Annotated in this window: 19 protein-coding genes; 17 read left to right on the forward strand and 2 right to left on the reverse strand. The window is 35.6% G+C overall.

Features of this window, described 5'->3' with window-relative positions; genetic code table 11:
• The first annotated feature begins 14 nt into the window (after nt 1-14).
• Nucleotides 15-1,214 carry a saccharopine dehydrogenase family protein gene (locus ACLU24_RS03595; RefSeq protein ID WP_412610387.1) on the forward strand — a complete coding sequence of 400 codons (1,200 nt, stop codon included), beginning with the start codon at nt 15-17 and terminating at the stop codon, nt 1,212-1,214.
• A 508-nt stretch (nt 1,215-1,722) separates the two neighbouring features.
• Nucleotides 1,723-2,151, forward strand: coding sequence for an RNHCP domain-containing protein (locus tag ACLU24_RS03600; protein ID WP_412610388.1), 429 nt, complete (start codon nt 1,723-1,725; stop codon nt 2,149-2,151).
• Between the two features lie 77 nt (nt 2,152-2,228).
• On the opposite strand, the gene ACLU24_RS03605 is transcribed toward ACLU24_RS03600, so the two are convergent.
• Nucleotides 2,229-5,555, reverse strand: a complete 3,327-nt coding sequence (locus tag ACLU24_RS03605) for a GGDEF domain-containing protein (protein ID WP_412610390.1) — start codon at nt 5,553-5,555, stop codon at nt 2,229-2,231.
• Nucleotides 5,556-5,918: 363 nt separating this feature from the next.
• Between ACLU24_RS03605 and pyrB the strand changes: the two genes are divergently transcribed.
• Together pyrB and ACLU24_RS03615 are read left to right on the forward strand one after the other, a co-directional pair.
• A complete protein-coding gene (gene pyrB, locus ACLU24_RS03610) occupies nt 5,919-6,995 on the forward strand; it encodes an aspartate carbamoyltransferase (RefSeq protein ID WP_412610392.1) in 1,077 nt (358 codons plus the stop codon).
• 22 nt (nt 6,996-7,017) lie between these two features.
• Nucleotides 7,018-7,572, forward strand: a complete 555-nt coding sequence (locus ACLU24_RS03615) for a flavodoxin family protein (protein ID WP_412610679.1) — start codon at nt 7,018-7,020, stop codon at nt 7,570-7,572.
• Between the two features lie 79 nt (nt 7,573-7,651).
• Here the strand turns inward: ACLU24_RS03615 and ACLU24_RS03620 are convergent, their stop codons facing one another.
• Nucleotides 7,652-9,502, reverse strand: a complete 1,851-nt coding sequence (locus ACLU24_RS03620; protein WP_412610393.1) for a hypothetical protein — start codon at nt 9,500-9,502, stop codon at nt 7,652-7,654.
• A gap of 225 nt (nt 9,503-9,727) precedes the next feature.
• Between ACLU24_RS03620 and ACLU24_RS03625 the strand changes: the two genes are divergently transcribed.
• From ACLU24_RS03625 to hisB, 13 genes are all read left to right on the forward strand, one after another.
• Nucleotides 9,728-10,570, forward strand: coding sequence for a fumarate hydratase (locus ACLU24_RS03625; protein ID WP_412610680.1), 843 nt, complete (start codon nt 9,728-9,730; stop codon nt 10,568-10,570).
• Nucleotides 10,567-11,136 (forward strand): Fe-S-containing hydro-lyase, encoded by a 570-nt coding sequence (locus tag ACLU24_RS03630; RefSeq protein WP_412610394.1) that lies wholly within the window; start codon nt 10,567-10,569, stop codon nt 11,134-11,136. Before ACLU24_RS03625 ends, ACLU24_RS03630 begins: the two co-directional genes overlap by 4 nt.
• Nucleotides 11,137-11,552: 416 nt before the next feature.
• Nucleotides 11,553-12,743 carry a trans-sulfuration enzyme family protein gene (locus ACLU24_RS03635; RefSeq protein WP_412610395.1) on the forward strand — a complete coding sequence of 397 codons (1,191 nt, stop codon included), beginning with the start codon at nt 11,553-11,555 and terminating at the stop codon, nt 12,741-12,743.
• Between the two features lie 121 nt (nt 12,744-12,864).
• Complete coding sequence (locus ACLU24_RS03640) at nt 12,865-13,095, forward strand: RDAC family protein (protein ID WP_412610397.1); 231 nt, start codon at nt 12,865-12,867, stop codon at nt 13,093-13,095.
• Complete coding sequence (locus ACLU24_RS03645) at nt 13,088-13,531, forward strand: NUDIX hydrolase (RefSeq protein WP_412610398.1); 444 nt, start codon at nt 13,088-13,090, stop codon at nt 13,529-13,531. Before ACLU24_RS03640 ends, ACLU24_RS03645 begins: the two co-directional genes overlap by 8 nt.
• A complete protein-coding gene (locus ACLU24_RS03650) occupies nt 13,509-14,012 on the forward strand; it encodes a GNAT family N-acetyltransferase (RefSeq protein WP_412610399.1) in 504 nt (167 codons plus the stop codon). The genes ACLU24_RS03645 and ACLU24_RS03650 overlap by 23 nt, the downstream gene beginning before the upstream one ends.
• Before the next feature lie 35 nt (nt 14,013-14,047).
• Entirely contained in the window at nt 14,048-14,896 is an 849-nt protein-coding gene (locus ACLU24_RS03655; RefSeq protein ID WP_412610401.1) for a hypothetical protein, read from the forward strand.
• A 51-nt stretch (nt 14,897-14,947) separates the two neighbouring features.
• Nucleotides 14,948-15,619, forward strand: coding sequence for a hypothetical protein (locus tag ACLU24_RS03660; RefSeq protein ID WP_412610402.1), 672 nt, complete (start codon nt 14,948-14,950; stop codon nt 15,617-15,619).
• Nucleotides 15,620-15,727: 108 nt separating this feature from the next.
• Nucleotides 15,728-16,924 carry an ATP phosphoribosyltransferase regulatory subunit gene (hisZ, locus tag ACLU24_RS03665; RefSeq protein ID WP_412610404.1) on the forward strand — a complete coding sequence of 399 codons (1,197 nt, stop codon included), beginning with the start codon at nt 15,728-15,730 and terminating at the stop codon, nt 16,922-16,924.
• Between the two features lie 22 nt (nt 16,925-16,946).
• Nucleotides 16,947-17,597 carry an ATP phosphoribosyltransferase gene (gene hisG / locus ACLU24_RS03670; RefSeq protein ID WP_412610406.1) on the forward strand — a complete coding sequence of 217 codons (651 nt, stop codon included), beginning with the start codon at nt 16,947-16,949 and terminating at the stop codon, nt 17,595-17,597.
• Nucleotides 17,594-18,880, forward strand: coding sequence for a histidinol dehydrogenase (hisD, locus tag ACLU24_RS03675; RefSeq protein ID WP_412610407.1), 1,287 nt, complete (start codon nt 17,594-17,596; stop codon nt 18,878-18,880). Before hisG ends, hisD begins: the two co-directional genes overlap by 4 nt.
• A gap of 160 nt (nt 18,881-19,040) precedes the next feature.
• Complete coding sequence (locus ACLU24_RS03680) at nt 19,041-20,105, forward strand: pyridoxal phosphate-dependent aminotransferase (protein WP_412610409.1); 1,065 nt, start codon at nt 19,041-19,043, stop codon at nt 20,103-20,105.
• A 36-nt stretch (nt 20,106-20,141) separates the two neighbouring features.
• Nucleotides 20,142-20,717, forward strand: a complete 576-nt coding sequence (gene hisB, locus ACLU24_RS03685) for an imidazoleglycerol-phosphate dehydratase HisB (RefSeq protein WP_412610411.1) — start codon at nt 20,142-20,144, stop codon at nt 20,715-20,717.
• Nucleotides 20,718-20,744 lie beyond the last annotated feature (27 nt).

Below are 20,744 nucleotides of genomic sequence, written 5' to 3' on the forward strand. Positions count from 1 at the left end.
TGGGGGTAATCAAAATGTCAAAGGCATTGATAATTGGTGCAGGTGGTGTTGCGAGCGTAGTAGTTCATAAGTGCTGCCAAAATTCAGAAGTTTTCGAGGAAATTTGTATCGCAAGCCGTACAAAGTCCAAGTGCGATGCACTCAAGGAAAAGCTTGACGGCGGAAAGACAAAAATTACAACTGCTCAGGTTAATGCAGATAATGTTGCAGAGCTTGTTGCTCTTATCAATAAAGAAAAGCCTGATATTGTCATAAATGTTGCTTTGCCATATCAGGATTTAACAATTATGGATGCTTGCCTTGAAACAAAGACAGACTATGTTGATACAGCCAACTATGAACCACTCGATACGGCAAAATTCGAGTATAAGTGGCAGTGGGCATATCGTGAGAAATTCAAGGAGGCAGGAATTACTGCTCTCTTAGGCAGTGGCTTTGACCCAGGCGTAACAGGTGTTTTCTCAGCTTATGCACAGAAACATCAGTTTGATGAAATCAATTATATTGATATTCTCGATTGCAATGCAGGCGACCACGGCTATCCGTTTGCAACAAACTTTAACCCTGAAATCAATATTCGTGAAGTTTCCGCAAAGGGAAGCTACATTGAAGATGGCAAATGGGTAGAAACAGAGCCTATGGAAATTAAGAGAGTTTATAATTTCCCAGAGATAGGCGAAAAGGATATGTATCTTCTTCACCATGAGGAATTAGAGTCGCTGGCACTTAATATCAAAGGCATTAAGCGTATTCGTTTCTTTATGACCTTTGGACAGAGTTACCTGACGCACCTCAAGTGCCTTGAAGATGTTGGAATGACTTCTATTGAACCTATTGAATTTGAGGGCAAGCAAATTGTTCCGCTTCAGTTCTTAAAGGCTGTTCTTCCTGACCCTGCATCTTTAGGACCACGCACAAAGGGTAAGACAAATATAGGCTGTATCTTCCAGGGTAAGAAGGACGGTAAGGATAAAACATATTATCTTTATAATGTTTGTGACCATGAGGAATGCTATAAGGAAGTAGGCTCACAGGCTATTTCTTATACAACAGGCGTTCCTGCAATGATAGGCGCGTCTATGATTCTCACAGGCAAGTGGAAAAAGCCGGGCGTATATAACATAGAGGAGTTTGATCCAGACCCATTTATGGACGCACTCAACAAATGGGGGCTTCCATGGAAAGAAAGCTTCAACCCAGATTTAGTAGATTAATTTTTTAATTTATAAATCTTATGTTAGACGCTTAAAAGTTTTGCGCAGGGCGGAGTACCTCTGATGTCAAGACGCAGAATCACTCGGCATTGCCTTGCTCGTAGTTGGTTAGATAAGATTGCTGCCGCGACTGAAGAAACTACCGATTAGCTAATAAACTTTTCAAAGGTTCACAGTTTCTAAAGGCAGAGTCTTTGGTCTCTCTCAGCATAGAGCGGAACACCTTATCTTTCTCAAAGAGCAGGAAGGTAGAAAAACATTCCAGTGTAATGTTTTTTGTAGGAAAATCTCACAGAGGTTTACCTGAAAAATAAATCTAAGCTAAAAGTAGGGTGAACTGTTTTCGCCCGTTTTAGAAAATAATTTTTAATTTAAAGGAGATAGTTGTTTGAAGAAATATTTGGTATCGGAGATTGTACACTAACCGGGAGGTTTGTGAAAAAACAATCTTAATCCAAGCCTCCCAAAAGAGTTATTATTTATATATGACTTTTAGGAGGATAATCTCGTGAATAGAGAAAATAAAAGAAAACAATACGAAAAAGCTTATTATAAAAATCATAAATGCAATGAAAGTTTTACCTGCAAAATGTGTGGCAGACTTGTTGTGCCAATGGGAGCAGGTAGTGACCATCGCAATCATTGTCCGAATTGCCTGTGCAGTCTACATCTCGATATAGAACCAGGTGACCGTCAGGCTGATTGTGGCGGTATAATGGAACCCATTGCAGTATGGGTACGCAAGAATGGCGAATGGGCTATTATTCATCGTTGCCGAATATGCGGAGAACTTTCTTCAAATCGTATAGCGGCAGATGATAACCCTATGAAGTTGATGTCTATTGCAATGAAGCCGGTTGCACTTCCACCATTTCCACTTGAAAAGATAGAGGAAATGACAAAACAAATGGCAGGCGATGGAACATTAAATTTATAAGCTTTTAGTAAAAATAACAACTCGAATTATTTACCTGAATAGGTTATAATTCGAGTTGTTTCTTTTTGGGATTATTTTTAAATTTTTTGCCAAACCTTAAAATCGTGTTTAGTGCCCTTTTTTATATCATAAAGGGCTGAATCAGCGTGTTTCAGACATTCCATAATTGATTCTTGATTGTATTTTTGCGTCGTTGAGATACCAATAGAGCAAGAAATTCTGTGTTTTGTATCAATTTTTATAGGTCTCTTTAACGCTTTAGAAATATCATTTATAAAGTATCCGTTTTTTTCAATTTGCTCGTAAATTTGTTTTGAAATTTTTACACCATATTCAGTTGAAGAATCGGGAAGAACGATTATAAACTCATCTCCACCATAACGGACACAATAGCCTTTGTCACCAACTATTTCAGTAAATAGTGATGAAAGTTTCTTTAGCATAAGATCACCAATATCATGACCGAAAGTATCGTTGCAGTATTTGAAGTTATCAAGGTCAATATATAGAATAGTTGTCTCTTGTTCCTCAAAGTTTTGCTTTGTTGAATAATCTGAGAAATCCTCAAGCTTTTTCGCAAATCCCTGACGATTAAGCAAGCCTGTAAGCAGGTCTGTAATCGAGCTTTTTTGTAGTTTTGCGTTTATAGCTTTAATTTCTATCTTAGCATTAAGTCGTTCAACGGCGTCCATAATTTGTAAAGCTGCAAACTTAAATATAATAAGTTCAGTGCTTCCGAAGAAATATATATTAGATGATAAGTTTTCGTGAACTTTTACAGTAGCAATCATTACACCTTGAAGAACCTCATTATTATACATAGGTATACATATCAATGATGCTACTTCTATTTTTCCGAAGATATTAAGAATAATATCATAATCATCAAAAGTTTTATCAAAACGAGATGTAATAAATTCTTTTCGATAATCTAAGAAGAAATTAGTTATATCTTTTATATCCTTATTAGTTAGATTAAGACTTTTGCTCATATATGAAACCTTAGGGCTATGATTTTTCATTTCTATAAAGAGAGCATAATCAATATTGTAGCTATTCTGAATATTATTCATAGCATTATTAACAAGCTCTTTATCAGTAGAATAATCCTTATTGAGCAAGTCTTGCCACGAAATAAGAAAATTTATACCCTTATTTTTATTACTAAGCTCGTGTTCAATTTTGCAACGCTTAGACATAGATTCAAGTTGTTTTTGTGTGACGCTTTCAAGTTTGAGTTCAATTTTTTGATGTGGAAACGGTCTGCCCTCAAGCTTTGCTCGAAGAATTTCAGCTTTAAATTCATAACTATGTGTTTCGCAAAATTCGAGCGCTTCATTTAATATCTTAACAGCGTCATCATGTCTTTCCTGAATTTCATAGAGGTCAGCTTGTGCAATAGCAAATTGATAATATGCAAAAAACAGATTTCCTGTTGAGCGGAAAAGATGGATTTTTGCTCTGTCAAAACATTTCTGTGCCTTTTCAATATCTTCATCTTTGGCAATTAGACCTGCTGTGAAGAAGTAGAAAAACATATCATCGTCCCAAAGATAGAAGCTTGATTCGATAGGCTTTTTGAGCATATGAGAAACTGACCTTTCAAGCTTACTGAAATAGAGATTTGCATTATATTCTATTCCAAGATAACAGTTGCAGAGAACAAGGAAACCGTAAATCTTACCAAGGTTACAAATTCTGAGCTTATGCTTATCAAGTGCATCGAGAAATTCAAGAACAATAGTCAGATATGTAATAGCTGAATAGTATTCGTGTGCAAGAATGGCATTAGTAGCCATATTATATAGAGTTTCGCAAACCATATCAGGATTATTAAGCTCATAAAGGATAGCCAATGCTTTATTAAAGTATTCATTTGCAATGCCATATTTTTCACTAACTATACGATTATAGCCAAGCCCGTTATATGTATTTGCTTCTTCGAATTTATTATTTTGCCCTTCAATAATTTCAAGAGTTTTCTTATAAAAATAATCAACAGATGAGAAGTAGCCATAAGAAGACGCCATCATAACATTTTTTTGCCAAGCTTTTATCATCAAAGATTCATTATTAAGCATTTTAGCCAAAGCCATACCTCGTTTAAACGACTCGGCTTCTTCGATGCTTTTTTCTCCATTGGCAAAATAAATAATATCATTGCAAGTTCCGAAAAGATAGATATATGCCAAATGATTATAATATTTATACTTGATTGCCTCGTTAGCAAAGTTATCGTCTACAATGAGGTTAACGTCCCAAGAATAAATATTTTTCCAACAGTTAAGAGTAATAATATAATCAAGAAGCTTTGCTTTAAAATGGTATTCATCATTATCAATTTCTTCTGCAATATCAAAACATTTTTGAATATACTTATTTGCAATATCCTTTTGACCGTATATAAACTGAGATAATGCGGAAATATATGAACAGCTGAATTTTTCCTCAAGACTTGTAGTTTTTTTGATAGAACTATTGATATTATCACAAAGCATAAGTGCAGTTCTTGAGTTATCAAGACATAGTGCGACGAGGCTATAAAGCTTGAGATAGGAAAGTTTATCCATCAGTGGAATAGTGATTTTTTCAACCTCGAATTTATTATGAATTTGCTCGAGATAATAGTTAGCCTGATTTATCATTGCACAGGAAACCATATTGTTAATAAGTCTGACATATGTATTCAAGTCTTTGGGAATAGGGTCAAAAAGTTCTATTCTTTCGCTTTCTGAAGTGTGGCTGTCTTGCAGACTCCAATCAACAATCATATTATGACTATCAATATAGTCAATCATAGTATTCCAATCTTTTTTTATATATTCCGGAACATTATAAACTTCATTATAGTTTGCAAGGAAAGCAAGATTTTCCTTGCCATGTTTTATAAGCTCAATAAGAAGCTTTATAGTAGATTGTTCAGAAAAATGAAGTTTGTTAAGAAGCATGAAGAGAGTATGCTTTTTAGAAACATAGGCAAGAATATTATATATAGATTCTGTAAATCTTTTTTCTTCATATTCGTATTCTATGAAAATAATATTTTCATTTCGATGACATACTCCGGTTTCAATATAGCTTTTTATAACGGGACGAGCCTGAAAATATACGCCGGCTTTTTCGAGAAATTCATCAACAGTAATATCGCTATAAAATCTCTGATAAAGTTCCATTATCCAATCAAGAAAAGGCTCGAATACACTATGCATATATTTTGAAGAAAATTCATGATATAAAAAAACAATATCCTCTTCTTGAGATTCAAAAACCTCTCTTAATTCAGATTCCCTAAGATTTAAAGTATTATAATATTTAACAAAAATTATGTTATTATGTCGCTGCTTTAAATTATTTAGAATAGAATCTATTATTTTATGAATATATAACTGTGAGCATGATTCCATAATTTCAGCCTCCACACGATATTTAATTTATTATACCAAATAGAACTTCAATTTTCAATATTATTTTATTAATTTTAGCTATAAGCAGTTTAATACAAAACGATACATTTTTTAGAATGTTAACATGTTGATATGTTATTGTCTATTTTAATTTATAATTAGTTTGTGGAAATTTTTAAATGAGTAACGCTTTTAGAAATTAATTTATTGCAAGTATACTTTTTAGAAAATTTTAATATTTGGAATTTTTATATGTAAATATTGGATGATATCTGATGATTTTTCATCTGTGAGATGACTATGCTTGATATTTTATAGGAAATCTGTTAAAATATAGGGAAAATAGGGAAGGAATGATTTTTTATGTTATCTAAAAACCTTATTGACCTTGAGGATCTCTCTGTTAAGGAGATTCTTGATATAATCGACCTTGCCAATAAGATTAAAGCTAATCCGTCTGAATATGCAAATGCTTGTCAGGGAAAAATACTGGCAACTCTTTTTTATGAACCGTCAACGAGAACCAGAATGTCGTTCTCAACAGCTATGATGCGTCTTGGCGGTAATGTTATAGGCTTTGATAATCCGATGAATTCATCTGTTTCTAAGGGCGAAACTCTTAAAGATACTCTTACAGTTATAGGCGGATATGCGGATATTATTGCAATTCGTCACCCGCTTGAGGGTTCTGCTGAAGCTGCTGCAATGTATTCGCCTGCACCTATTATAAATGCCGGTGATGGCGGTCATCTTCATCCAACACAAACCCTTGCTGATGTTGTAACATTATATAACGAAAAAGGCAGACTTGATAATCTCTGCATTGGTCTTTGTGGAGATCTTAAATATGGTAGAACAGTTCATTCTCTTATAAAAACTATGAGTAGATTTAAAGGCAACAGTTTTGTTCTTATATCTACTCCTGAACTTGCAGTGCCACAATATATTAAAGATATTATGAATAATGCTGGTTGTAAGTACACTGAACTCACAAGCCTTAAAGAAGCTATGGGCGAACTTGATGTTCTTTATATGACAAGAATACAAAGGGAACGCTTTGAAAATGACGAGGAATATGAACGCCAAAAGGGTGTTTTCATACTTGATAAGGAAAAACTGGATTTAGGAAAATCTGACCTCCGTATTCTTCACCCACTTCCAAGAGTTGATGAGATAGATTATGAAGTTGATGATGACGAAAGGGCTAAATATTTCCAACAAACCGTTTATGGAATGTATGCAAGAATGGCACTTTTTATGACAATGCTTGATGGCGAAAAAAAGGTACTTAAAAAGTATAAAAATGATAGTCCTTATAAAGATGTTATCTGCACTAATGAGCATTGTATAACTCATCAGGAAACATATTTGCCTAAGAGATTTAAGAAATATGGTGATATGCTTGTCTGCGAATATTGTGAAAACAGCACTCATAAATAATAATCAGGAGAACAAGCCTTTGATGCTTGTTCTCTTTTCCTCTCCAAGAAAAAACGGCTATACTAAAAAACTGCTTGAATCTTTTTTGATGGTTGCGGAAAATAAGTATGATATTAAAATTTTAGATTGCTATAAGCTTATGCCCAAGCCCTGCATACATTGCGGAAAATGTGAAAAAGCTGATGTTTGTATATTTAATGATTTAGATGAATATGATGCACTTCTTAGTGAGGCGGAGGCTTTGGTTTTTGCGAGTCCTGTATATAATTTGTCTGTTCCAGCACCGCTGAAAGCTTTGGTGGATAGGAGTCAGAGATATTTTTCAAAGAGATTTTCGCTCGGTATTAAACCGCCGATAAAAAAGCATAAAAAGGCTGTTTTATTGCTTACTTGTGGAAGTAATGATGAAAGTGGTTTTGAAATTATAGAAAAACAGCTTTCACGAATGTTCACAATTATGAACACTGAACTTTTTGGAAAAATTTGTGTTGCAGAAACAGATAGGATTAAGGATATTGCTGAATATGAAAAGCAAGCTTATGAACTGGCAAAGAACTTGACTGATACGATTAACTAATTTTTAATTTTAAACTTACACAAATTTATATTAAAAAACCTCCTATATCAGAAATTATAATCTGACATAGGAGGTTTGTTTAGATTGGAGAAGGATTTTCTCCAACAATATTTCCATAAAGAGATAGAGAAGTATGTTTTTGATCGAACGGATTTGTTATAACAAGTCTGGCATTTTTACTAGAAACATTATCATTAAAACCGAGATTTTCTATTGCGGCAAACTCAACCCATTCTGTTGAGCCGGCATTGTGTTTGAGTGTATATATTATATCATTTTCAATTTTATACTGACCCTTGAAGGTTTCGTAATCTTTTTCCTTACTATGTGTAGTGCAGTAACGATATAATGAATATGTTCCATCATCGTTAAAAACAAACCTATATACAAGGGTAGGCGAATGGCATTTTGTACATTGCATAGTTGTATTTTCCCAGACTGACGAACCTCCGCCAATATGAATTGATGTGCTTAGTATTTTTTTAAGAGCATCAAGTTTTTTGAGAATTAAATCTACATGGTCATAACCTGATAGAGAGTCATAAAGCTTGAGTGCCTCGACATATTTATTGGTTTCATATAGATAATTTGCCTGACTTAGTGTTGCGGAATTTGCTTGTTCAAGAGCATCAGCATTTTTAGTTATATTATATATCTGCATAAAAAGTTCGCTTGCTTCTGAATAATGCTTTTTATTATAAAGTGCAGACGCTTTACTCATCAGAGAGTCTTCAACTTTTTTTGCCAGTTTTTCTGAATTTTCATAACCGTCTAAATTTATGAGCGTTTTAAGAGCGGAAATGTAGTCCTTTTGAGAATAAAGATATTCACCGTATTTATACATAGATTCGAGGTATTTCTCAGAAGAATCGCTGTAATTTATTTGGCTAAAAATCTCAGCCGCCGATAAATATTTTTCGTTGCTAAAAAGAGTTTTTGCTTTGAGGTATTTTGCACGAAGAATTTCCTGTTCGCTATCACCATATCCATTTAGCTTTGAAAGAGCGTCTATTGCTTGGTCATATTTTCCTTCACTTATAAGTGCGGTTGCATGATAATAATTGCTTGCAGGAATAAGAAAATAATAGGTGCAGAAAGTTAGTACTGCAATAATAAGAAGTATTATTGTGAATGCAGTTATTTTCTTTTTTTTGCTTTTAGCCTTTACCTTTTTTCTTTTTGAGGTTTTTGAAGGCTTTGGTTGAGTGTTAAGTGAATTATTCTGTTTTTTGGGGGAAATATTTTCAGTTTTTGTTGTTAAAGACTCTGTTTCATTGCTTTGATGTTTTAGAAAATTTTCATTTTGGTTCATAGTTGATACATCGGTACTTTCAAGAAGCCATTCAAGTTCAGCACCGCATTCACAACAGGTTTCCTCAACCGGCCAGTTGAATGTACCACATACGCAAAGCCAATAGTTGGTTCCTATTTGTGGTGCATAGAGAAGTTTATCGTCAGGTAGCCCTTTTTCCGACCATAAATCCCTAAATTTTCCGAAGTATCTACCCATATATGAGGAAATACTATTTTGCTTAATTGGAATATTAAAAGCTTGAGAGCTTTCATTAATCCATTCTTCACCGTCAGAATCAGAAGCACTTTTTAGAATAATATCAATCGCCATAGTTTCAGAATTTTCTATGGGAATTAAATTTTCATCTCCGAAACACTCATTTCTTTTTGCATTGAGATTTTCAAAGGTGTAATTTTCAATTCGTGAAATTTCATTTCTGATTATACCATAGCATATAATGTCTATTCTAATAGATGTAAGTATTTCGGGTTGGATATTTATAAATTTTACATTGGCAAAAAGTTTATCAGAATCATTTTCTTTATATAAATTAGCACAGCAAATGAAAAGCGGTGAGCCGTCAAACCAGCGAATTTCATTATTTGAATTTATTATTTGAAAATTAGATTCATTCATATCCACCCCTCCTTATAAAAATATATATTTATTCTATTATAAATCTCGGTTTATGTCAAGGAAAAATTCACAGAAAGTTCATAATTTGTAAATAGAAATATGGCTAATCAACGATTTTTTGAATCACTTAGCATTGAAATTTGTTGAAATATGCTGTATAATATATAAATATGGCTGTTTTTAAAATTGAGATAATATTAAATGATAGGAGCTTCAGAAATGGAGATACGGACTATTAAAGCGGAAACTATTACTAATACAGTAGAAAAGCTTTTTAAAGACTTGAATTATAATATTGGAGATGATATAAGCGAGGCTCTTTGTGACGCACAGAAAAATGAGGAATCGCCTGTCGGAAAGGCTGTTATTGCTCAGCTTTTAGAAAATAATAAAATTGCTGCTGAAGAAGAAATTCCTATTTGTCAGGATACAGGAATGGCTGTACTTTTTGTTGAATATGGAGAGAGGGTTGTTATTGACGGCAATTTTAAAGAAGCTATTGAAGAAGGCGTCCGTAGAGCATATGTCGGCGGATATTTGAGAAAATCCGTAGTTGCCGACCCGGTTTTTGATAGAATTAATACTAAAGATAATACCCCTGCAATTATTTATACGGATATTGTTGAGGGCGATAAAATTAAAATTCTTGCAGGTTGTAAGGGCTTTGGCAGTGAGAATATGTCGCAGATTAAGATGCTTACGCCGTCTGCCGGAATTGATGGTGTAAAGCAATTTATACTTGATGCAGTTGAATATGCAGGACCTAACCCATGTCCACCGATTGTTGTCGGCGTTGGAATCGGTGGAACATTTGAGAAAGCGGCGCAGCTTGCAAAAAAGGCTACTCTCAGACCGATAAATACTAAAAACGAAGACCCGCGCTATGCAAAGCTTGAAGACGAACTCATAGAAGAAATCAACAAAATGGGTTTTGGTCCGGCCGGTCTTGGCGGAAATACAACGGCAATAGGCGTTAATGTTGAAACATATCCTACACATATTGCGGGTATGCCGGTTGCAGTTAATATCTGCTGTCACGCTGCAAGACATAAGGAGGCGGTTATATGATTACAAAGAAAGATGACGGAAAAATCAAGATAACTCTTCCGCTTACAGATGATGATATAAAAGAACTTCATGCAGGAGATAGCGTTCTTATCTCAGGCAGTCTTATTACAGGTCGTGATGCCGCTCACAAAAGGCTTTATGAACTTATTGAAGAAGGAAAGGAACTTCCTGTTGATATTAAAGGTGAGGTTATTTACTATGTAGGTCCTGCACCCGCAAAACCTGGTCACGCAGTAGGCCCGGCCGGCCCTACATCAAGCTATCGTATGGATAAATATTCGCCAATTTTGCTTGATTTAGGCTTGAAAGGTATGATAGGTAAGGGTGCAAGAACTCAGCCTGTTATTGACGCTATCGTTAGAAACAAGGGTATTTATTTTGCAGCAATAGGCGGTGCGGCGGCTCTTATTTCAAGAAGTATTAAGAGCAGTGAAGTTCTTGCCTATGAAGATTTAGGTACAGAGGCTATATATCGCTTTGTTATAGAGGATTTTCCGGCAGTAGTTGCTGTTGATTCTTTTGGCAATGATGTATATAAATTCGGTGCAGAAAAGTACAGAAAATGATGCTTGACATAATGGCTTTGAAAAATTATTAATTTAGAAGTTACGGTCAGCGTTTATTTTTTAGAAAAATAGTTACCAAAAGCGTTAATTGGCGGACTTTGTCCGCCAATTTAGGGGCAAAGAAATGTTAAGGGCTTTGCCCTTAAAACCCACGAGGGACTCCGTCCCTCGACCCTGCAAGCTTTTGAAAAAGCTTGAGCAAAACTTTTATCTGTCTTAGATAAGTTAGTAAACTATTGTAGGGGCGAAATATATTCACTCACTCGGTAGCTACTTTCTCCGCGTGAACAAGCTGCTTATGCTTACTACTATCGAGACTTGTCGAGCGATTCTGCGTCTTGTCCTGTGCGGTCACGCACCGTGTCTTGACTGCGGAGGCACTCCGCAAAATTATAATCAGAGAGGAAATGAAAACTATGAGCAATACCAATGAAAAACAAAGCTTCGCTACCCGTGCCGTACACGCTGGCAATGGTATCGATACTAACACAGGTGCTATTAAGCACGCTATCACAATGGCTAACAGCTATGTACTCCCTTATGACGCAACAACTCTTAACTGGAGTGACGCAGATGTAAACATCTACACAAGAAACGGCGGTGCTAACCAAGGTTATCTCCAAGAAAAGCTTGCTTCTCTTGAAGGCGGTGAGGATTGCGTAGTTCTTGCAAGTGGTGTTGCGGCTCTTTCAGGCCTTTTCTTTGCACTTCTAAAAAGCGGCGACCATGTTATTTTCTCAAGCGTTACATATATCGCTGTATATCGCCTTTTGAATGAACTTTTCAATAATAAGTTTAATATTGAAACTACTATTGTTGATACAACAGATATTGAAGCTGTAAAGGCGGCTATTCGTCCTAATACAAAGCTTATTCATATCGAAACTCCAGGTAACCCTACCCTTAATGTTACTGATATTAAGGCTATTGCAGACCTTGCACACGAGCATAATATTCTCCTTTCTTGCGATAATACTTTTGCTTCGCCTTATAATCAGCGTCCTTGCGAGCTTGGTGCAGACTTTACTGTTGAAAGTCTTACAAAGTATATCAATGGTCATGGCGATGCTATGGGCGGTGCTATTATCGGTAAGAAAGAATACCTTGATATTATCAGAGCACAATCTCAGGTTAATCTCGGCGCTACAATCAGCCCGATGAATGCTTGGCTTATTATGCGTGGTTCTGTTACACTTCCACTCAGAATGAAAAAGCACAACGAAAATGCTCAAGCTGTTGCAGAATACCTTGAATCACTTCCTTGCACAAGCTTTGTTGCATATCCAGGACTTAAGAGAAGTAAGTATTATGAGCTTGCAAAGAAGCAAATGCCAAACGGTTGCGGTGGTGTATTCTCATTCGGACTTAAGGCTGACCATGATACAATCAACAAGTTTATCAGCGAGCTTAAAATGATTGTTTCTGCCGTTTCTCTTGGACACGAGGGAAGCCTTATCGTATTTCTCGGCGAAGATGACGAAAGACAGTATCTCTATCCAGAAGAATTCCATAACGGTTTTATGCGTTTCTCTGTCGGTCTTGAGGACGCTGAAGATATTATTGCTGACCTCGACCAAGCACTTCGTAAGTCTGGTATTCTAAAATAATTGAAATTTGATGACAGCTTGAGTTTTGAGAAGTATAAACGGTTTCTTTGAAAAATGCAAGCTTTTAGCTGTTTTAGGGTTGATTTTATATCAGCCCTATTTTATTATAAGGAGGAAAATTATGGCTTTTACTTATGATGAAGTCCTTAAACTCAAAAAGTATATGGACGAAAAACTTTCTGTCTATGTTCATTTTCACGATGCCTGCGGGGGTCAATATTTTAATCTTGATGAACCAAATGAGGACGCTAAGCATGAGCTTGAAAGATATTTTGCAAAGCTAAATAAATCAGTTAAATTCGCAGAGGATAATATGACTTTTACTGTCGAGGAGGGTAAGAATAGTGGTTAAATTTTATGACAGCGTTGATGATAGTTTACTAAAATTTGCAGTTATTTTTGCTATGTACGACGGAAAATATATTTTCTGCAAGCATAAGCAAAGAGATACCCTTGAAATCCCTGGTGGGCATCGTGAAGAAAATGAAGCCATAGATGATACCGCAAAGCGTGAACTTTATGAGGAGACTGGTGCGATAGATTTTGACATTGAGCCTGTCGGAGTTTATTCTGTTACTGAAAAGAATAATTTTAATGGTGCGGAAACCTTTGGTATGCTGTATTATGCGAATATCAGGAGTTTTGAAACGGAATTGCACAACGAGATTGAAAAAATTATTATAACCGATAAAGCTCCAATAAGCTGGACTTACCCAACAATTCAGCCTAAGATTTTTGAGTATATAGACAAGATGAGGTGGAAATATGATAAAAACCAAAAGGCTTGAATTAGTTAGATTTGATAATAAATACGCAAAAGATTTATTTGAGCTATGGAGCGACTATGAGGTAATAAAATATACATATATGCCACAGCTAAAATCTATTGATGAGTGTTCTGAAAAGATAGAAATGTTTATCAACTATACAGATGATGAAGTTGTGAATAACTTTATTATATTATTAGATGGTAAGGCTATTGGAATAGTTGGTTCTCCTATCATTGATAAAAATAAGGCAGTTTTTGGTTTGTATTATCAGTTAATGAAAAAATATTGGGGTAAGGGATATATAAGCGAGGCGGTAGAAGCTTTTATAAATTATATACGGGGTAAATTTCCAAATGCTGAATTTAATGCAGAAGTTGTTTGTGAAAATCCTGCAAGTGAAACAATATTGAGAAAAATTGGGTTTAGCAAAGTTGGTATTGAAAAAAACGGATTTACCCTAAATAAATTTACACTTGATATTGTTAAATTTATAGGTTGAGTGTGTTTAATATTATTTGAAAATTTGGTGATAATATGAAATTTAGTCAAAGACACCCTTATTTGTTTTGGGAACTTATAGGTTTGGCAGTGCTGTTTATTGATTTTGTACTTATTGTCTGCTTTTTTGGTTTGCTTAATTTAAAGGGCGATGCAGTTTATGCAACGATTGTTTTCACTGCAATTTTTGCAGGGGCTATTATGTTCCTTTCGCCTATTATAATATTTTTCAGGCGTAGAAAATTTGAAAGTTCAATAAGATATGATAATTTTGCAGAGGCAATAATATTTGAGAAAAAATCAGATGTTTGGAAAGCAATAATTGTTTTTATAATTAGTTTACTTGTATGTGTGGCAGTTATTGGATTTATGTGCTATACTGGATTTGTGATTTTTGCACCGCTTGGGGTTTATGCAGCAGCTGCGGTTTATATTCCTTGGAGAAAATATATGCTTTCTAAGTTCTATAAGATTAAAAATGCTGAAAAGTATTGCGAAATAATTTGTGCTGATGGCAGTGATTTTCTTGATAGGCTGGATAAAGAATATACATTGACAGCTTTTAATATTGGTAATAAACCGAATGATGAGCTTTTGAATTTCTTATATAATGCAATGAATTTTAAAGGCTTTATTAAAGATAACAAGCTTAGAATTTATATTCTGGATAATGCTTTTATAAGCAAAAATTACAGCTTTAAAACTAACCCTAATCTGTCATTATTATGTATCCTTCCCGATGATTTGAACCTTTCAGATAAAAATGAACTTAGCAAGTTGTTTTATAATCGCACAAATACTATATTTGATAGCTATGAAACAGTTATACATACACTGATGGCAGACTACCTACTATATATAAACTATAATGCACATTTGGAGTAATTGTTGAATGTAGTATATAAGTAAATTGAGTATGTGTGGAGAATAAGTTTTATGAAAAAAATAAAAAAGATACTTTCAGTGATATGGATTATAGTGGGACTTTTGCTCCATTTATCTATATTTATTATTATAAAAACTAAAGATGATAGGTCTTTACTTGGATTTATAATATCGGTGATTGTTTGGTGGATTATAAGTGCATTATTATTGAATCATAAGGTAAAAACAGCGAATAAAGAAGCTAAGGAATATCGTGAAAAATTTATATCGACTGAAATAATAGAAAATGATAAATTCGGTAAGGTATCTTTTGAAAAAGACTCAAAGACTAATGAGCTTTATTGCGAATGTTTTAGCCTACCATTTGGAAATTTTAATCCCTCAATATATATTATTGATTATAATGATAAATTTAAGACTTTATATTTAAAAAGCCTGGAGGAAATTTATGATAATCAAGAAAAGATATTGAGCGATTATTATGATGAAGCAAAGAAATTCTGTGATAATTGGGATGAAAAAGATTCAGATGGCAATTCAATAAGCATAGAGTACATAAAGAAAAATCTCAGTGTAGATGACATTGATATTTTTGAGAGCGATGATGAAATTACAATAGTTATAAACGGCAACTTTGAAGATACTAATATTTTAGGTGGTCATACCATAACTGCTTCTATAAACTGCAATACTAAAGAAATCATTTATGACCTTGCTGGTTGAAAGATTTATTTAATGCAAGAATATGGTTGACAAAATCATATGCTTGTGTTATCCTATTATTACATTAGCGTGCTAAAGTAAAAGCACGAAATTGAGATGAGGTATATTATGAAAAATTACAGCAAAATTACTCCTGAGGGTACAAAGGATTTTCTTTTTGAGGAATGCCTTTCCACAAGGACAGTTTCACATATTTTGGGCGAGGTCTTTTCTCAGAGAGGATTTCATGAAGTTCTGACTCCCGGAGTTGAATTTTATGATGTTTTCTCAAATCCTGCTGCATTGATTCCGCAGGAAAATATGTTTAAATTGAGCGATTCTAAGGGCAGACTTATGGTTGTTCGCCCGGACTCAACTCTCCCGATAGCAAGAATGACTGCTACAAGACTTCAAAATGAAGTTTTGCCAATCAGACTTTATTACAATCAGAGAGTTTATAGAAATAATCGTGGTCTGACAGGCAGAAGCAACGAGGTTATGCAGACTGGTATAGAGCTTTTGGGTGTTTCTGGAAAGCGTGCAGACCTTGAGATTATTACTACTGCTATTGAGGCATTGACAAGATGTGTTCCTGATTTTAGAATAGAACTTGGTCACGCCGGTTTCTTTAAGGCTCTTTTGAATAAGCTGCCTGTATCTGATAATGAGCGCGAAGATATACATTCATTCATCGAGGCAAAGAACTATTCCGCACTTAATAGTTTTCTTGATACTCTTGAGCAAACTAAGGCTGTTGCAGCAATCAGAAGATTGCCAAGACTTTTTGGCGGTGAGGAAGTTCTTAACGAGGCGTCTGAGCTTTGTGATGATAAGGACGCACTTCGTCCCCTTGAGTATCTCAAGGAAATCTATGATTGCCTTACAAAGTTTGGTCTTGGTGAAAGGCTTATGATTGACCTCGGACTTGCCCAAAGAAACGACTATTACAGTGATATAGTTTTCTCAGGCTATGTTGAGGGTTCAGGCGAGCCTGTACTTATCGGTGGTCGTTATGATAAGTTGCTTGATATTTTTGATTCATCTATGCCTGCAAGTGGTTTTGGTATAAATGTAGACGCTCTTGCAAAGGTTATGCTTTCAAGAGGTCAGATTAAGATGAAACCATTGCCTGATGTACTTGTTCATGGTGATAATAGCTTTGAGGTTAAGTCTATCAAGCATTATCAGGCTCTTACACAGAGTGGACTTATCTGCGAGAACAGCGTATTCTCTACAAGAGATGAAGCTATTGCATATGCAAAGAAAAAAGGCATAGTAAGAATCGATTTCGTTAATGAAGAAGTCGAAACTGTTCTCTTAAATTAAGATTTGAAAGGATTTTATATATATGAAGCCATTAAGAATTGCTCTTACAAAGGGCAGACTTGAAAAGGATACAATAGGCTTGCTTGAATCGGCAGGATATGACTGCACAGCCGTTCGTGAAAAGGGCAGAAAGCTCATTCTTCCGATAGGCGACGGAGATATTGAGGTTGTTCTTGCAAAGGCTGCCGATGTTATTACATATGTAGAAAATGGTGTATGCGATTTAGGCGTTGTCGGAAAAGATACAATTATGGAAAACGGTAGTTGTTTCTTTGAGATACTCGACCTTGGCTTTGGTAAGTGCCGTTTTGCACTTGCAGGTAAGGGTGGAAGAAGTGCTGAGGAATTTTTCTCAGGTTATGGCGAAAAAACTATCGCAACTAAATATCCTAATGTCGCAAGAAACTTTTTCGAGGGCAAGGGTATGGATATAAGAGTTATCAAGATTGAAGGCTCTGTTGAGCTTGCGCCGCTTCTCGGACTTGCAGACGCTATTGTTGATATAGTTGAAACAGGTTCTACTCTCAGAGAAAACGGACTTACTATTATAGAGGATAATGTCGCTCAGATTTCTGCAAGACTTATTGCAAATACAGCAAGTCTGAAGCTTAGAAAAGCAGAAATTGAGGCATTGGCACAAAAGATGGAAGAGGAAAGGAGAAAATCCTCATGATTAGAAAAATTAAAGCAGATGGTGTTCAAGAAGTAGAATTTCTTGCAAAACTCGGCGAAAGAAGCCGTAACACCAATAAAGATGTAACAGAAACAGTAAGTGAAATCATCAATAATGTTATGATGAACGGTGACAAAGCTGTTCGTGAGTATACTGTTAAATTTGACGGTAAGGCTCCTGATGCTTTTGAAGTTCCAAAGGAAGAGCTTACAGCCCTTACTGCTAATTGTGACCCTGAATTTATTGCAACTCTTAAAAAGGCTGCTGATAATATTCGCAATTTCCATGAAAGACAGAAACAACAAAGCTGGCTTACAACTAAAGACAACGGTGTTATTATGGGACAGCGTATTCGTGGCTTAAAGTGTGTAGGTCTTTATGTTCCGGGCGGTACAGCAGCTTATCCGTCATCTGTTCTTATGAATGCTATTCCTGCAAAAATTGCCGGAGTTTCTGAACTTATTATGGTAACTCCTCCTGGCAAGGACGGCAAGCCTAATCCAGATATTATGGCAGCCGCAGCCATTGCAGGCGTTGACAGAGTTTTCCTTATGGGTGGCGCTCAGGCTGTTGCGGCTCTTGCATACGGTACAGAATCCGTTCCTAAGGTTGATAAGATTGTCGGCCCTGGTAATATCTTTGTTGCTACTGCAAAGAAATTGCTTTACGGAACAGTTGATATTGATATGATTGCAGGTCCAAGCGAAATTCTCGTTCTTGCAGACGAAAGTGCAAATCCAAAATTCCTTGCGGCTGACCTTATGAGTCAGGCTGAACACGATAAGCTCGCTTCTGCTATTCTTATTACAACTTCTGATAAATTGGCAGAGGATACAACAAAAGAAATTTACAGACAGGTTGAGGAACTTTCAAGAAAGGATATTATTGAATATTCTCTCGATAACTACGGTGTTATTATCGTTTGTGACACTATGGAGAGAGCAATAGAGCTTGCAAATGAGCTTGCCCCTGAACATCTTGAGGTTTGCTGTGAAAATCCTATGGAGTATGTCGGCAAGCTTGATAATGCAGGTTCTGTATTTTTGGGTAACTATTCTCCGGAACCGCTTGGAGATTATTTTGCAGGCCCTAACCATGTTCTTCCAACGTCAGGTACAGCAAGATTTTTCTCACCGCTTTCTGTTGATACTTTTGTTAAGAAATCAAGCTTTATTTACTATACAGAGGACGCTCTCCAAAATGACAGCGATGACATTATAAGATTTGCGAACACAGAGGGCTTAACCGCTCACGCAAATTCTATTATTGTTAGAAAGAAATAAGAACAAGCTTTCCAGACGGGAATCCGTAAGGATTCCCGTTATTTATCGAATGTTAAGGGCGTTGTCCTTAAAACCCACCAAAGGCTTTGCCTTTGGAAACTACGAGCCTTTAAAAAGGCTCGAGCGAAACTTTTAATTTTTATCAAAAGGAATGATTTTTATGTCATATATTTTATGCGAAAAGGTTCGTTCGCTTGAACCTTATGAGCCTATAAGTGGTACATATAATATTCGCCTTGATGCGAATGAATCTTGCTATCAGCTTCCTGAATCATTAAAAGCTGATATTCAAAAGGCTATTGAAAATGTTCAGTTTAACCGCTATCCTGACCCAACAGCATCTGAACTTATAAAGGCTTTCTCAAATTACTATAAGCTTTCTCCGAAAACAGTTACCGCTGGAAATGGTTCTGATGAACTTATTTCTCTTATAGTTTATACAATGATTGAAGATGACGGAGTTGTTTTGACAGTAAATCCTGATTTTTCAATGTATGGCTTTTATGCCGCAACAGGCGGTCATAGAGTTGTTACAGCAAGCAAGAATGATGACTTAACATTCAATGTTGATGAGGTTATCAAAAAAGCTAATGAAGAAAATGTCGCTTTGATTATTCTATCGAACCCTTGCAATCCGACAAGTTTGGGTGCGTCTAAGGAAGATATGCGAAAACTGATTACAAGCGTTAATGCTATGGTTGTTCTTGATGAAGCATATATGGATTTCTGGAATGAATCACTCTTAGATGAAGTTGAAAAGTATGATAATCTTATCATTTTAAAGACAGCGTCTAAGGCTGTTGGTTCAGCGTCATTGCGTTTAGGCTTTGCAATAGCTAATGAAACTATTACAAAAGCACTTAGAAGTGTTAAAGCACCGTACAATGTGAACTCAATTTCGCAGGCAATCGGTACAATTATATATAAAAATACAGAAATTTTGGAAAATTCCCGTAAAAGCCTTATATTTTTAACAAAATCACTGTATAATGGAATTATGGCATTGAAAGAGAAATATTCTGTGCCAATGACTGTTTATCCGACTTGCACTAATTTCTTATATATAAAGACTGATTTATCAAAAGAGATTACAGACTTCCTTGCTGAAAATAGTATAGCTATCCGTTTGTTTAAGGACGGCCACATCAGAATTTCAACAGGTACAGAGGAAGAAAATAAAATCGTTCTTGAAGTTCTTGAAAAGTTTTTTGCGAAGTTAGGCTAAATCGGAAAACCGACAGTAAAGGAGGTTGCTTAAAAAATGAGAAGTGCAAAGCTCGAAAGAGTTACAAAGGAAACGAATGTTTCAGTTTCGCTCAATCTTGACGGCGGAGATGTAAAGATTGATACAGGAATAGGTTTTTTCGACCATATGCTTACAGCATTTGGTGTTCATGGCGGTTTTGGTCTTGAGGTTAAAACAAAGGGCGACCTTGAGGTTGACTGTCACCATACTATTGAAGATACTGCTATCGTTCTCGGAAAGGTACTCGGAGAAGCTCTCGGAGATAAGTCGGGTATCGCAAGATACGGTTCATTCTATATTCCGATGGACGAATCACTTGCTTTTTGTTCGCTTGATATAAGTGGCAGACCGTTCCTCGTTTTTGATGCTGAATTCAAAGAGGAGAGAATGGGCGGTTATGATTCCTGTATGACAGAGGAATTTATGAGAGCCTTGGCTTTCAACGCAGGAATTACACTTCATATTAAGCTGTTATACGGCACAAATTCACATCATGCAACAGAGGGTATTTATAAGGCTGTTGCACACGCTCTTGCTGTGGCTGTGAAAGAAACAGGCAAGGGAACTCTTTCGACAAAGGGTGTTCTTTGATAAAAATGTATTTTCTTAAATTTAAAG

It is taken from the genome of Pseudoruminococcus sp., assembly GCF_047012705.1.
GTDB lineage: Bacteria > Bacillota > Clostridia > Oscillospirales > Acutalibacteraceae > Pseudoruminococcus.